General features: G+C 40.7%; 14 protein-coding genes. 13 read left to right on the plus strand and 1 reads right to left on the minus strand.

The window, feature by feature from the left end; all coding sequences use genetic code 11:
* The first annotated feature begins 19 nt into the window (after positions 1–19).
* The 11 genes from LY624_RS06330 to LY624_RS06380 all read left to right on the plus strand — a co-directional run bounded on the left by LY624_RS06330 (position 20) and on the right by LY624_RS06380 (position 11,696).
* Positions 20–1,558 carry a DUF3369 domain-containing protein gene (locus LY624_RS06330; protein ID WP_237119399.1) on the plus strand — a complete coding sequence of 513 codons (1,539 nt, stop codon included), beginning with the start codon at positions 20–22 and terminating at the stop codon, positions 1,556–1,558.
* Positions 1,559–1,581: 23 nt separating this feature from the next.
* Positions 1,582–1,956: a SirB2 family protein gene (locus tag LY624_RS06335; protein WP_130151357.1), complete on the plus strand. Its 375-nt coding sequence runs from the start codon at positions 1,582–1,584 to the stop codon at positions 1,954–1,956.
* A 131-nt stretch (positions 1,957–2,087) separates the two neighbouring features.
* The gene (locus LY624_RS06340) at positions 2,088–2,915 is read left to right on the plus strand and encodes a tetratricopeptide repeat protein (protein WP_237119397.1); all 828 of its coding nucleotides are present in this window, start codon (positions 2,088–2,090) and stop codon (positions 2,913–2,915) included.
* Between the two features lie 15 nt (positions 2,916–2,930).
* The gene (locus LY624_RS06345) at positions 2,931–4,184 is read left to right on the plus strand and encodes a DUF819 family protein (protein ID WP_341804122.1); all 1,254 of its coding nucleotides are present in this window, start codon (positions 2,931–2,933) and stop codon (positions 4,182–4,184) included.
* Positions 4,185–4,193: 9 nt separating this feature from the next.
* Positions 4,194–5,048: a 3-deoxy-8-phosphooctulonate synthase gene (gene kdsA, locus LY624_RS06350; RefSeq protein ID WP_341804123.1), complete on the plus strand. Its 855-nt coding sequence runs from the start codon at positions 4,194–4,196 to the stop codon at positions 5,046–5,048.
* Between the two features lie 98 nt (positions 5,049–5,146).
* Positions 5,147–6,043 (plus strand): transcriptional regulator GcvA, encoded by an 897-nt coding sequence (locus LY624_RS06355; protein ID WP_130151361.1) that lies wholly within the window; start codon positions 5,147–5,149, stop codon positions 6,041–6,043.
* 1 nt (position 6,044) lies between these two features.
* The gene (locus tag LY624_RS06360) at positions 6,045–6,689 is read left to right on the plus strand and encodes an alpha/beta family hydrolase (protein WP_341804124.1); all 645 of its coding nucleotides are present in this window, start codon (positions 6,045–6,047) and stop codon (positions 6,687–6,689) included.
* Positions 6,686–7,054, plus strand: a complete 369-nt coding sequence (locus tag LY624_RS06365) for a DUF423 domain-containing protein (RefSeq protein WP_063706069.1) — start codon at positions 6,686–6,688, stop codon at positions 7,052–7,054. Before LY624_RS06360 ends, LY624_RS06365 begins: the two co-directional genes overlap by 4 nt.
* 9 nt (positions 7,055–7,063) lie before the next feature.
* Positions 7,064–8,149 (plus strand): 23S rRNA (cytidine(2498)-2'-O)-methyltransferase RlmM, encoded by a 1,086-nt coding sequence (rlmM, locus tag LY624_RS06370; protein WP_130151363.1) that lies wholly within the window; start codon positions 7,064–7,066, stop codon positions 8,147–8,149.
* Positions 8,150–8,163: 14 nt separating this feature from the next.
* On the plus strand, positions 8,164–11,199 hold the full coding sequence (locus LY624_RS06375) for a PKD domain-containing protein (RefSeq protein ID WP_341804125.1): 3,036 nt from the start codon (positions 8,164–8,166) through the stop codon (positions 11,197–11,199).
* A complete protein-coding gene (locus tag LY624_RS06380; protein WP_237119393.1) occupies positions 11,196–11,696 on the plus strand; it encodes a hypothetical protein in 501 nt (166 codons plus the stop codon). The genes LY624_RS06375 and LY624_RS06380 overlap by 4 nt, the downstream gene beginning before the upstream one ends.
* Positions 11,697–11,726: 30 nt before the next feature.
* On the opposite strand, the gene cysZ is transcribed toward LY624_RS06380, so the two are convergent.
* Complete coding sequence (gene cysZ / locus LY624_RS06385; RefSeq protein WP_371353615.1) at positions 11,727–12,437, minus strand: sulfate transporter CysZ; 711 nt, start codon at positions 12,435–12,437, stop codon at positions 11,727–11,729.
* A gap of 255 nt (positions 12,438–12,692) precedes the next feature.
* Here cysZ and LY624_RS06390 point away from each other — a divergent pair, with 255 nt between their 5' ends.
* Together LY624_RS06390 and speA are read left to right on the plus strand one after the other, a co-directional pair.
* Complete coding sequence (locus tag LY624_RS06390; protein ID WP_237119391.1) at positions 12,693–13,154, plus strand: GNAT family N-acetyltransferase; 462 nt, start codon at positions 12,693–12,695, stop codon at positions 13,152–13,154.
* A 192-nt stretch (positions 13,155–13,346) separates the two neighbouring features.
* Positions 13,347–15,260: a biosynthetic arginine decarboxylase gene (gene speA, locus LY624_RS06395; protein ID WP_135924153.1), complete on the plus strand. Its 1,914-nt coding sequence runs from the start codon at positions 13,347–13,349 to the stop codon at positions 15,258–15,260.
* Position 15,261 lies beyond the last annotated feature (1 nt).

Raw genomic sequence — 15,261 nt, forward strand, 5'->3', positions numbered from 1 at the left:
CCTTTGAGGATCCCAAACAATGGATGAATTTTTGTTTTCGGATGAAGCACTTGATGAAGTGAATGAAGTGGTTCAAGGTAGTTGGAAAGTCATCGTTGTTGATGATGAACCAGAAGTACATGCCGTAACAAAGCTTGCGCTCAGTGACTTTGAATTCCAAGACAAACGTCTTGAGTTTATCAGTGCCTATTCAGGAGAAGAGGCTAAGCAAGTTATTGAACAACACCCTGATGCTGCTATTGTTTTACTAGATGTTGTGATGGAAACGGATGATGCGGGCCTTAAAGTCGCTAAATATATCCGTGAAACTGCGAAGAATAATCATATTCGTATCATTTTGCGAACAGGTCAACCAGGGCAAGCACCTGAACGACAAGTTATCGTTAACTATGACATTAACGACTATAAATCAAAAACAGAACTTACCGCACAGAAGCTTTTTACGGTGGTGATGTCGAGCTTACGCTCTTATCGCGATATTTTATCTATTGAACAATCACGTCAAGGTCTTGAAAAAATAATTAAAGCGTCGCGCGATATTTTTTCAACCCATTCGTTAGAGCACTTCATTGAAGGTGTAATGCAGCAACTTACATCCTTGCTAGGCACTGTTGAGCAAGCTATGTATGCGACAAGCTTAGTTGCTAGTAACCCCCTTGATAATCAAAAAAAGCTAGTGGTTTTTTCAGGTCGAGGAGAGTTTGAGCGCAGTGAAGGTAAAGCGATTGAAGAAGTGCTCAATGATGAACAGCTCAATGCCTGCCAACAAGCTTTGAGAGATAAAACGATTGTTTATCGCGAGAATTATTTATTTGCGTATTGCAGTAGTGAGTTTAACCACAATTCAATGTTGTTTATCTCGGGTATTCCAAAACATTTAACTGACACACAGCGCCATTTAATTGAAATATTCTCGCAAAATGTTCAATTGGCGTATGAGAATGTACAGCTTCAAGCTGAAATTGAGGCAACACAGCAAGAGCTGGTGTTCAGACTTAGTGAAGCATTAGAGCAACGTTCAACTGAAACAGGTAACCATGTAAAACGTGTTTCGCATATTTGTTATGAGCTCGCTTTAGGTTATGGCTTACCTAAACGAGAAGCTGAACTTATTCGTTTAGCCGCACCGCTTCATGATGTGGGTAAAGTGGGTATTCCTGATGCCATTTTAAATAAACCTGGCCCGCTAACAGATGAAGAGTGGGCTATTATGCAGCAGCATGCTGAAAAAGGGCATCTTATCTTAAAAGACTCATCGAGAGAAATTGTCAATACAGGCGCAGTGATTGCATTGTCTCACCATGAACGTTGGGATGGTACCGGTTACCCTAAAGGCTTGAAAGGTGAGGACATTCCTATTGCAGGGCGAATTGTTGCCTTAGCTGATGTATATGATGCACTACGCCATAAACGCTGTTACAAAGAGCCTTGGTCACTTGAGGATGTTGTAAAGGAAATTAATGCACAACAGGGCAAACAATTTGACCCTAAGTTAATAGAAGTGTTTAATCAACGCGTTAAAGAAATAGAAGACGTACTCGTACGTTATCCAGATTAATTAAAAAAGTAGTATTGGGGCATATGGATTATTTAGCAGTAAAGCATACTCACATGTTATTTGCCGTGTTGAGTATTGTATTATTCTACGTTCGTTCTTTCTCACGTTTAAAAACGGGCGCACTAGCAAAAAATAAAGTCGTGTTCATAGGAAGTCATAGTATTGATACACTATTGCTTGTTTCGGCAGTTGCTTTAATCGTAATGGCAGGATTTAACCCATTAGAGCAATCATGGTTATTAGAAAAAATTATACTTGTTATTGCTTATATCGTACTGGGTGTTGTGGCTGCAAAGCAAAGCGCACAGAGTGCGAAAGTAGTATTGCTTGCTATAACTACCTTCATTTTATTAGCAATCGGTTACTTAGCTTCGGCTAAAACTGCACTTCTTTTATAAGAATCCCTCAGCGGTATTTAATGGCCTGTGCCGTCGTACCGCTTTTTTATATCTCATCGTTCAGTATTGGTAACTTAGGGTAAAAGTAGGTAAACTAGCACCTCGTTTTTGAAAGAGATGTAGCAGTATAAATGACCACCCCTTGGTTTGAAGATCAAAATGAATCCTATCAAGATGAGGCCTACGATGCATTTTCTTCTAAAGTGCTTTATCGTTGTATTGATGCCGAATTAAAGTGGGATACGCAAGTAGATTTAACGGCTTGTTATAAACTACTCAATGAATTTGAGCATGCGGTTTCAGTGCTTTGTGTTGAACATAAAGAGCCTCATGAACGCTTAGATAAACTTCTTGATACCTTTTATCAGCAATGGCTTTTCAGTGCTTCAAGCTTAAAAGTGCCTGAATACACTTTAAACAGCTTTAGTTATACCATTACCATGCGTAGTGGCACGCAAACAACACTGGCTATTTTACTGTGTCACTTATTACAACATGCTAACTTGGATGCTTCGGTGACCTTAGGTCAGGGTGAAGTGCAGGTGCATGTTGCCATAAGTGATGAAGAAGGTTATCTCATTGAGCCAAGTACAGGGCAGCAAAGTTGGTATATCATTCCTGAAAATGCCAGTGAAGAGAATGGCGATGAGCAAGAGCCGCTTGAACTGGTGTTTGATGAAGAGATATATAAACTTTATTTAGCTCAGCAAAAATGGTCATTCATTAGCGAAAGTAAATTTGGTCATGCGCTGCATTGCGTTGACATGCTGATGGAATTATTAGGCGATGACCCTTATGAGCGTCGTGACCGTGGCTATCTACTTAATCAGTTAGATTGCCCAAAAATGGCCAGAGATGATCTACAGTATTTTGTTAATGAATGCCCCGATGATCCCGCTATCGATATTATTCAGCACCAAATTGCTGAAATAGAAGACAACAATAATACACACCACTAGTTTTAAGGAACACTTATGACTGACGCCCACAGTGCGCTAATTACCAATGACGCAGTCGTACTTGGTTTACTCGCCGTTATTTTGGGGTTTGTTTTTAAAACCTCGCATAGCAACAACGCAGCGTGTCAAAAATTTTATAAATACGTACCCGCTTTACTGCTTTGCTACTTTTTACCATCATTATTAAATACCTTTGGTATTGTTGATGGTCATTCATCAAACGTTTACTACGTAGCATCTCGTTACTTACTTCCAGCTTGTTTAATTTTATTAACCATCAGTATCGACCTAAAGGCTATTATTAACCTTGGTCCGAAAGCGTTGATTATGTTTTTAACGGGGACCATGGGTATCGTTATTGGCGGACCTCTTGCTATTTTAGTGATGAGTGTAGTTTACCCTGAAGCGGTTGGCGGACATGGCCCTGATGCCGTATGGCGTGGTATGACAACCATTGCGGGTAGCTGGATTGGTGGCGGTGCTAACCAAGCCTCTATGAAAGAGATGTTTGAAGTAGGCGGTGATATCTTCTCAGCTATGGTGACTGTTGATGTTATTGTGGCGAACTTATGGATGGCCGTACTGTTATTAATGGCTGCAAACCATAAGGCAATTGATGCTAAAACTGGCGCAGATACGCGTGCAATTGAAGATTTAAAAGAGCGCGTAGAAAAGTATCACGCTGAGCATGCGCGCATGCCTACGCTTAATGATTATATGACGATTATTGCCATAGCCTTTGGTATTACAGGCCTTGCGCATTTTTGTGCTGACTTTTTAGGACCGTACTTCGGTGCTAACTTCCCTTGGGCACAGGAGTATAGTTTAAATAGTAAGTTCTTTTGGTTAATCGTTATCTCAACCACTATCGGGATTAGTCTATCGTTTACTAAAGTACGTCATATTGAAGCATTTGGCGCCTCAAAGGTTGCATCAAGCTTTTTATATATTCTTGTTGCTTCAATTGGTTTACACATGAATATTACCGCCATTTTTGACTCGCCTATGTACTTTGTACTAGGTGTGATTTGGATGCTAACACATGCAAGCTTGATGTTGATTGTGGCTAAACTAATCAAAGCACCGCTGTTTTATATGGCTGTGGGTTCACAAGCTAATGTTGGTGGTGCTGCATCAGCACCTGTGGTTGCCTCTGCGTTCCATCCATCGCTGGCACCGGTTGGTGTGTTACTTGCGGTTTTGGGCTATGGTGTAGGTACTTACATGGCTTATATTTGTGGTTTAATGCTACAAGCTGTCTCACCTTAAGGAATAGAAATGAACAACCAGTTAATTAAAATTAACGAGATTGAATTAGCAAACAACAAACCATTTGTGTTGTTTGGTGGTATGAATGTACTTGAATCACGTGATTTAGCAATGCGTATTGCTGAGCATTATGTTGAAGTAACTTCAAAGCTGAACATTCCATATGTATTTAAAGCGTCTTTTGATAAAGCGAATCGCTCGTCAATTAATTCATACCGTGGTCCAGGTATGGAAGAAGGCTTAAAAATCTTTGAAGAGATTAAATCTACTTTTAATGTGCCACTTATTACTGATGTACACGAACCACATCAAGCAGCACCCGTTGCTGAGATTGTTGATATTATTCAGTTACCAGCATTCCTTGCCCGCCAAACTGACCTCGTTGTTGCAATGGCAAAAACAGGTGCCATTATCAATGTGAAAAAACCACAGTTTTTAGCACCGCACGAAATGCGCCATATCATTAAGAAATTTAATGATGCAGGTAATAACAATGTTGCCTTGTGCGAGCGCGGCACTAGCTTTGGCTATAACAACCTCGTGGTTGATATGCTTGGCATGGATGATATGAAGCCAATGGCGCCAGTTATTTTTGATGCGACGCATGCATTACAGCGCCCTGGTGGTCGAGCTGACTCGGCGGATGGGCGTCGTGCTCAGGCGGCAGAGCTTGCGCGTAGTGGCATGGCACTCGGTCTTGCGGGTCTTTTCATTGAAGCGCACCCTAATCCTAATGAAGCTAAATGTGATGGCCCTTGTGCACTTGCATTAAGTAAGCTAGAAGGCTACTTAACACAAATGAAAGCTGTGGATGAGCTTATTAAAAGCTTTGCACCATTAGATACCAGTGCCAATGACCTGTAATATTTAATTAGTTGATGAGAAGGCGACTATGGTCGCCTTTTTTTATTTGTGTCGCTATAATCGATGCATAAGAAAAACTAATTCTAAGCTTGGTGTTTATGTCTCGTCGTTTACCTCCATTAAATGCGTTAAAAGCATTTGAAGCTGCTGCACGCCATTTAAGCTTCACCAAAGCTGCGGAAGAGCTCTATGTAACGCAAGCTGCAGTCAGTCATCAAATTAAAACGCTTGAAGAACATTTAGGTTTAAAACTCTTCCTCCGTAAAAATCGCTCTTTACTCTTAACAGAAGAAGGCCAAGGCTACTTCTTGGATATTAAAGAAATTTTTACTCAACTTATTGATGCAACAGAGAAACTACTAGCACGAGGGGCCAAAGGGTCACTTACGGTAAGTTTGACACCAAGTTTTGCAATTCAATGGTTGGTACCAAGGCTTAGTTTATTTAATGAGTTACACCCTGAGATAGATGTACGGATTAAAGCACAAGATCAAGACGAGAACTCTCTGTCGGATGATGTTGATATTGCTATCTACTACGGTCGTGGCCACTGGAGTGGAGTGCAAACTTATAAACTTCATACTGAATACCTTGTGCCTCTATGCAGCCCACTGCTTTTAACTGGCCCTAAGCCACTTGATCAACCAAGTGACTTGGCAAATCATACATTGCTTCACGATACGACCCGTAAAAATTGGAAGACATGGATGAAAACGGCAGGGGTACGTAATGTGCAAGTTAATCAGGGCCCGATCTTTAGTCACTCATCAATGGTTTTACAGGCAGCGGTTCATGGTCAAGGTGTAGCTATAGGTAATAGTGTACTTGCAAAACCAGATATTGATGCAGGGCGTTTGGTTATTCCATTTAGTCACTCTATCGTTAGTAAAAATGCCTATTATTTAGTTATAAGAGAATCTCAAACAGAGCTCGGCAAAATTGTCTCATTTAAAGATTGGATGCTGAGCTTAGTTGAGCAAGAACAAGAGTATTAACATGTTGCAGTGGTTTAAAAGCACAGGCAGTAAAGCCTGCGCACAATTTATATTTGCTCATGGTGCCGGTGCGGGCAGTGATAGCGAATTTATGCAAACAATGGCGAAGCTAATTAGTCAACAAGGTATTGATGTGGCGTTATTTGATTTTCAATACATGCAAATTGCTAAAGAGACTGGCAAACGCAGACCGCCAGATCGAGCCCCCAAGCTGCTTGCATATTTTGCAGAAGTTTTAGCTGGGCGTCAGCCTGAATTGCCGCTATTTATTGGTGGCAAATCGATGGGAGGCAGAATGGCTTCAATGCTGTGCACTGAACAGAATATTCCAAAAGTTGCTGGTGTTGTGGCTTTTGGGTATCCGTTTCACCCACCGGGTAAACCTGAAAAACTTCGCACAGAACATTTTGCAGATGTACCATGCCCGTTTTTAGTACTGCAGGGAGAGCGAGACACGTTTGGTAACCAGCAAGAACTCGCTGAGCTTGAAATGGTTAACCCGCCGGAAATTAAATTTCTCAAAGATGGCGACCATTCATTAAAGCCACGTAAAAAAAGTGGTATTACAGAACAAGAAAATTTACAACAAGCTGCGGATTATGCAGCACAGTTTATTATGAATTTAGTGGCAGGAGATGAGCAATGATCAAACTCTATTTAATGATTGGCAGCTTATTTTGCATGCTTTCGGTGATGCTTGGTGCCTTTGCTGCACATGGTTTAAAAAGCCGTGTTTCAGAATACGCAATTGGGATTTTTAAAACGGCTGCTGAGTATCAAATGGTACATGGTCTTGCTTTAATTGCTATTGCGATATTAATAAAGTGGGGCATGAACTTAAATTGGGCTGGTGGCTTTTTTATCGCGGGTACAGTGTTATTTAGCGGTAGTTTGTATTTACTCGCATTAACGGGCATGAAATGGCTGGGCCCTATCACCCCGATTGGCGGCGTTTGTTTTATTATTGGTTGGGCTATTTTGTTAGTTCAAGCCGCACGATATAAGTTTTAAGGGTTATCTATGTCGAGTGTAGTTATTTATTGTCGCAGTGGTTTTGAAAATGATGCCGCTGCTGAAATTACTTTTCAAGCTGCTGAACAAGGATTTGCAGGTTACGTAAAAACGAAACCAAATACAGGGATTGTTGTTTACGAATGTTTTGATGCTAGCCACGGCGATGAAATCATTAAAAAAATAGATTTCAAAAATATGGTTTTTGCGCGTCAATGGTTTACTGGCATCTTAGTGGATAATATGCCACTTGAAGATCGTGTTAGTGCCATTGTTGATGCTGCTGTTGATTTTCCTGAATGTGGAGACTTACGCGTAGAAACGCCCGATACCAATGAAGGGAAAGAGCTGTCTAAATTTTGTAAGAAGATATCTACTCCCCTTAAAAAAACACTTGAAAAGCGCTCGAAGGTGACACGCGAGCTGGCAGATAAAAAGCCTGTTATGCATGTTGCGTTTTTAACAAATGATTCTGCTTACGTTGGTTATTCATATACGTTCAATAACTCGCCCTTTTTTATGGGGATACCACGTTTACGGATGCCAAGTGATGCACCAAGCCGTTCTACACTTAAGTTAGATGAAGCGTTTAATGTATTTATTCCACCTCATGAAGCTGAGGATCGTGTGCAAGCGGGGATGCGAGGTGTTGATTTAGGTGCTTGCCCAGGTGGTTGGACCTACCAGCTGGTACGTCGAGGCATGTTTGTGAGTGCTATCGATAATGGGCCAATGAATGATGAACTAATGGAAACGGGACAAGTTAAACATTTCCGTGTTGATGGTTTTAAGTATCGTCCCGAAAAGCGGAATATTAGCTGGTTAGTTTGCGATATGGTGGAAAAGCCAGTAAAAGTTACTAATCTTATGATTGATTGGGCGGTAAATGCCTACGCAAAAGAGCTTATTTTTAATCTGAAATTACCAATGAAAAAGCGCTTTGACAGTGTCTATGAATGCTTGAAGTTGATTAAAGAAGAGCTTGAAAAATACGGCGTAAGTTATGAACTCCAAGCGAAGCATCTGTATCACGATCGTGAAGAAGTGACTGTACATTTAAATGTCATAAAGGTGCCGCAAAGCTTATACAGTTAAAGAGAGGACAGAAAATGGGTAATAAACGATTAACGCTCTGCTTGTATGCTTTATTTCCCATTTTCTTAACAGCCTGCGGGGGCGGTGGTGGTGATAGTGAAACGCCAACTACCCCAGCTCCCACAACCAATCAATCTCCTCAGGTTTCAATTTCGGGAGAGCAAAACCTCCAAGAAGGGCAAATAAGTTCCCTTAGCGCAACTGCCACAGACTCAGATGGCACTATTGCAAATTACAGTTGGTCGCAAACACAAGGCCCGACTAGCATTTTCACTTTTAATGCTGCTGTACTTAACTTTACTGCGCCAGATGTTGAAAGTGATACGACGATTACTTTTCAGGTGATGGTAACTGATAATGATGGGGCCTCGGCCTCGGCAAATTATACGATTAATATTCAAAATGATACCAATGCGGCACCTGTAATTAGTAGTGAACCGATAGCTGATATTACTGAATTGAGTGAAGCATCAATCCAAGTAAGTGCTGAGGATAGTGATGGCAGTATTGTATCGATTGAGTGGCAGCAGGTGCGTGGCCCTGTTATTAACTTTACACAAAATGGCCTGATAATAAATTTTACAGCACCTGAAGTACCCAGTACGAGTGAAGTTGAGTTTTTAGTTACAGCAACGGATGATAGGGGAGCATCGTCTGAGCTGTCGGTCACTTTTATGATTGTGAATGTTAATAAAGCACCAATCCTTAACGATACTAACTTTGTCTCAGAGTTTAACCAAAGCACTGAGTTCACGCTTAACGTACAAGATCCAGATAATGACGAGCTGACGGTGAGTTTTGCATCAGAGCTTGATGGTGCAACGATAACAGTTGTTGATGAAGCGAGTTTTACTTACCAGTATGTATCTGCGATTAATCGTATTTCACAGGCACCCATTAGCGTGAGTGTGTCGGATGGCATCGCCACTACACAAGCAACGATCAATGTAGCAATTATAGATAGTACTGCTGCGACAATTATCAATGTTAATCCGCAAAATAACAGCCAAGCTGTGAGCGTAAACGCAAGTTTGTCGATTGATTTTTCTGATGTGATGAAAACGAGCAGCTTATCAGTGAATGAAACGGCAGGGGGGTGTGTAGGCTCGTTGCAATTATCGGATGATGACTTTAGCTCTTGCTTAGCAATAACCTCTTTAAATTTGTCAGGCCCAGAGTCAGATACCAATACCTATTTTAATGGCGTGACGTTTTCACCAGCACTACAGCAAAATAGAACGTATAAATTGAGAGTAACTGAAGATTTAGTCAACTTTGATGATACTGCCATCAATGCGCAAGAAATAACTGAATTTAGCACTGGCAGTGGTGATTTAGTAATTACGGAGGTGGTTGCAATCCGCTTTGGAACCGATGCGCCTTGGTTTGAAGTCTACAATGGCACTGGCAGTGATATCAATTTAGCCGATTATAAGGTTAGAACAAAGAGCCGAAATTCAAGTGATGGAAGTATAACCTCATCAACAATGTTTAACTTACCTAATCAACTAATAGAGGTTGGTGAGTATGCGGTTATCCATAGTCGCTTTGGAGACGAGCTTTTTCATGATGCAGCAGAGCAAAATAAATACATCGCATTTATTGGTGAAGCTGGCTCTACGATTCGTCCATATTGGTTTGTAAATGGGTTTGTTGAACTTCTCTCGAGTGATGAAACAACCACAATCGATTTTGTCAGATTTGGCAATGATACGACTGAGCCAACTTCGCCAGCGCATTGGTCAACTGGCGCAGCCCCAAGTATAAATAATATCACTGGCTCAAGTATTAAGCGTGACAAAGACAGTACAGATACAGACAGCCCTTCAGATTGGATTTATAGCCTTTTCACAACACCTGCTGGTGCTAATGATTTAACGTGTGAAGACGACCTTGATCAAGACGGTATACCCGATTGTGCAGAGCTGCCAGGCTCAAGCTTTGCGGGACTTCCATTATATGATTGGGGAGCGAGAGTTAATCAAAAAGATCTTTTTGTTGAAGTAGACTATATGGACAGTAGTGATGCAGGCATTATTCCGCAAAGGATAGCCCTTGAAAAAGTTATCTCGTCATTTGCCACTGAGAATATTGTTGTTCACTTTGATGTCGGTGATTTATATCACCAAGCAACAGGTATATCAGTTGAAAATCATGATTTAGGTGGCGGTGAACAAGTTATATTCCGTCCCTATACACCTTATAATTTCAATGCAGGTGTAGAAGGTTTATTCCATTATAAAATGGCTAATTTTGATATGCGCCGCAAACCTATTTTTCATTATATGTTAATGGCAAGCAGCCTTAATGAGGATGGGAGTGTTGGTCCAGCAGGGCTGGCTGAAGTGAATGGCAACGATTTAATGATAACATTTGGAAATTGGGGTCTCTCGCTTGATAATGAAGCCTCACGTAATCTGACATATAACTATCAAGCTTCAACGATAATGCATGAGCTTGGGCATAATCTTGGTCTAGAGCATGGTGGCAATAACAGTATTAACTACAAGCCAAACCACTTAAGTATTATGAACTACTTATATCAACTTCGGGGCTTACCAACCATTGGCAACAATGAAGGAGATCGCTATTACTCAAGTCGATACAGAACAAATCCAAATTGTGGCGTAGAAACGTCTGAGTTAGTGAATGGCCCATTGGGTTCACCTGAAAATTTTGTTATGTCTTTTTCGCATGGTTTAGGTGCACCTTTGGATGAAACCTCCATCGAAGAAGCTAATGGCTTGGGTTACCCAGGTTCTGTTGCTGTCGATTATAATTGTAATCTTAACCTGACAGAAACACTTAGCCAGGATACCAATGACGATGCAAGCACGAGTATATTAAACGATGTTGATGAGTGGTCATTAATAGATCTTCGTTTTTACAGTTATTTCTCTGGTAATCGATTTGGTTTAGATTTCACAGAGTTAAACACTGTTAATAACGCAAACACGTCTATTCGTCAGCGGATTATTAAAGAAGAAGCGCCGCCATTGTTTATACTCGATGAAATTCAAGCTGTGAGAAAAGCGGCTGCTGAGCAATGAAGAGACTGATTTTTGCAATTATCTTGGTGAGTTTGCAAGCGTGTGGCCCTGCAAATAATTCGCACTGGCAGATGACAACACGCTTGAATTATAACGATTATCCAGTTAACTGGCAGGCTGAGCGTATAAAAGGCTGCGATACGTGTGAGATAAAAAAAGAGCGACTCTACGAGCCTGATGGTGTTACAGAGCTAAGTACTATCTATCAGCAAGGGCAGTGGCGAGCGCAGAACAGAAAAGCCCATAAAGCGAGACTCGTTTTTGAAATGGGGGCCCAATTTTTGCTGGTTCGCAGTCGAGAGGATGGCTTAATACAGTTAGAAAATAAGCACGCCGACATTGAAATTATCACCAAGCTTGAGCAGCCTTTTGAAGTGATCATGGGGCAGAGTCGTTATGAGGCAGTCATAACAAAGTTTGAAGAGCCGCGGGCTGATTTTGCGCTGTCAGAGCCTTTATCTGTAAAGTTGCATTACAGTGTTTTAAAAAGCCAGTAGGGTTCATATCCACTGGCTTTTTAGTGCGGGTTAATGGCGATATTTGCTGCGGTAATTTTCAACCCACAAGCGCGTGCCACCGCACACAGCGACGGGCATAACAATTAAGTTAATAAAAGGGATGGCTGTTAGAATCATAACCGCCAAGCCAAAGCCGTAAGAGAGCGTTTGCTTTTCTTTTAAATCATCCTTCATATCTTTAAAGCTTACTTTATGATTGTCGAATGCATAATCCTCATACTGAACCGCGTACATCCAGCAGGTAAAAAGTATCCAAAGCAATTGACCTATAACAGGTAAAATCCATAATAAAATGAAAAACCCTATCGCTCTTGGTAGATAATAGCAAAGCTTTGTCCATTCACGGCCAAGCATGCGTGGCACGTCTTTCATTGTATCTAGAATGCCATCATCATTGACTTTTTGACCGGTTAAATACAGCTCGACTTTTTCACTGAGTAAACCATTAAATGGCGCAGCAATAAAGTTAGTAATAACGGTAAAGAGCATGCTGTAGCTAAATAAAATAACCAATACGGCAATCGGCCACATTAACCACTCTAACCAACTTAGCCATTCTGGAAGTAGTGAATTCATATAAGCGAAGCCGTCAGTTAGCCAGCCATATAAAAAAAATAATGAACTACCAAAAAGCACAATATTGATTAATAAAGGAATAAGTACAAAACGTTTTAGCCCTTTTTGGCTAATAAGTTTAAAGCCAGAAAAAAAGTATTCCATACCTTGAGTAAACTGCACGAGATAACCCCATATAATTACTTATTGTCAGCAGTATAAGATTTTCAACGTGTTTGAACAGCCCTTTTCCGTAACAAAGTGTTTTTAAGTGATGTTGTGTTGAACTAAGCGGTACGATGCGGGGTCTGAAAGTACCTATAAAAACGAATAATGAAAACAGCACTAGAGGATCAGTTGAGGATCCTATACTATTGTTAACATAATTAACAAAAACGACATCTTGAAAATGGGAGTTTTATGCAGTTAGTCGATTTAAATCCACATGATCCTGACGTAGTACACGTGTTTTCCGATATAGACCGACTTATAAACTCTTTATATCCAGTCGCCACAGCTCAATCATTAAGTGTTGAAGAGCTCGCTGAGCCAAATGTATATGCGATAGGGTTAAAAAATGATGATGGTATTGTGGCGTGTGGCGCAATCGTGATGCAAGAGGGGAATCCGCCATATGGTGAGATTCGTCGTTTATACGTAAAACCAAGCTATCGAGGAAAGGGATTATCTCGCCGTATTATGCAAATTTTATTGCATTATGCCGGTGAGCAACAAATTCCCCTTATTCGACTTGAAACAGGCCCTAAACAAACAGAATCAATTAATTTGTATGAAAACTTAGGCTTTAGTCGATGTGGTCCATTTGGTAATTACAGCGAAAATCCACAAAGTTTATTTATGGAATTAGGCCTTAATCAGTAAATTTTTACAGCTACTTGTCATTTTAACCCACTACTAAGGCTCACCTTAAGTGGGTTTACCATTTAATTTACACATCAAAAATCACTCGTTACGAGTAAAAATTCTTGTTGGACTTGAATCACTATTTTTCTTTTAATGCGCGGCAACAACCCTTGCCGATTTCGGCACTACTAAAATAAAAGAGAAAGATAGATGAAAGAGACAACATCACTAGAACAAGCTCGCACGAGTTACAATGTTCGTCATTGGAGCCAAGGTTTCTTTGGAATTAATGATCAAGGTGATGTGTATGTTGCGCCAAAGGCCCATGCCCCAGAGCAAACCATTGCACTAATCGATATTGCACAGCAATTACAAGACAAGGGCTTAAGCTTGCCTGCGTTGGTTCGTTTTCCACAAATTTTACATCATCGTGTACATAGTTTATGTCAGGCATTTAACACGGCAATTGAAAATTATGGTTATCCGAAAGACTATTTGCTTGTTTACCCAATTAAAGTAAACCAACAACGAGAAGTTGTTGAAGAAATTGTGGCAAGCCAAGCTGATATTGAAAAGAAACAATTGGGTCTAGAAGCGGGCAGTAAACCTGAGCTATTAACTGTATTAGCAATGGCAGAAAAAACCAGTGCGGTGATTGTATGTAATGGCTATAAAGACCAAGAATACATTCGTTTAGCATTGATTGGCGAAAAGCTAGGTCATAAGGTTTACATTGTTCTCGAAAAATTGTCTGAGCTTGACATGGTGCTTAGCCAAGCAAAAGAGTTAAACGTAAAACCGCGCATTGGTATTCGCGTACGTTTAGCATCGCAAGGTAAAGGTAAATGGCAAGCAAGTGGTGGCGAAAAATCAAAATTTGGTTTATCGGCATCGCAAGTATTGAGTGTAGTTAATCGCTTAAAAGCGTCTGATCAACTTGATTTGATCCAGCTTGTGCATTTCCACTTAGGTTCGCAAATGGCCAACATCCGCGATGTCCGCTTAGGTGTGAGTGAAGCTGCGCGTTTTTACTGTGAGTTACGTAAATTAGGCGCACAAATTGATTGCTTAGATGTGGGTGGTGGTTTAGCAGTAGATTATGACGGAACACGCAGCCAGTCTCATAATTCAATGAACTACAGTCTAAGTGAATATGCTAATAACATCGTATACACCATTGGTGATACCTGTAAGTTATATGAGCAGCCAATGCCGCGCATTATTTCTGAATCCGGTCGTGCGTTAACAGCGCACCATGCTGTATTGATTTCGAATGTGATTGGCACTGAAAGCTATGTACCAGAAGACATTCAAGCGCCAGCCGCTGATGCACCCCTATTATTAAAGAATATGTGGACATCATGGCAACAGTTAAGTGATGACAATGACGACCGTGCATTAATTGAGATTTATCATGATAGCCAAGGCGATTTAGCTGAAGCACATAATCAGTTTGCACTTGGTTTGTTAGATTTAACAGAGCGAGCATGGGCGGAGCAAGTTAACTTACGTGTATGTTATGAACTTAACAAACATATGGATAACAAAAACCGTTTTCATCGCCCGATTATTGATGAATTAAATGCGCGTTTAGCAGATAAGTTTTTTGTGAACTTCTCATTGTTTCAGTCATTACCGGATGCATGGGGTATTGACCAAGTGTTTCCTGTTCTACCATTAAGTGGCTTAACAGAAGCACCACAAAAACGCGCCGTGTTACTTGATATCACTTGTGATTCAGATGGCGCTATGGAGCATTATGTAGACGGTCAAGGTATTGAAAGCACATTACCTGTGCCAGCATTTAGCGAAGAAAAACCTTACTTAATGGGCTTTTTCTTAGTGGGTGCTTACCAAGAAATTTTAGGTGATATGCACAACCTATTTGGCGACACGCACAGTGCAATTATAAAAATGGATGAGCAAGGTCAGGCGCAAATCACTGAAGTTAACGAAGGTGATACCGTTGCAGACATGATGCGTTACGTACATTTAGATGTAGAAAGCTTCCAGCAATCTTACGCCCAGCTGGTGGCAGCTAAATTGCCAGAAACTGAGCAGCAAAGCGTTTTAGATGAGCTGCAAACTGGCTTAAATGGTTACACTTATTTAGAAGAGTTATAAG

This window comes from Pseudoalteromonas sp. N1230-9 (assembly GCF_032716425.1).
Classification (GTDB): Bacteria; Pseudomonadota; Gammaproteobacteria; order Enterobacterales; family Alteromonadaceae; genus Pseudoalteromonas.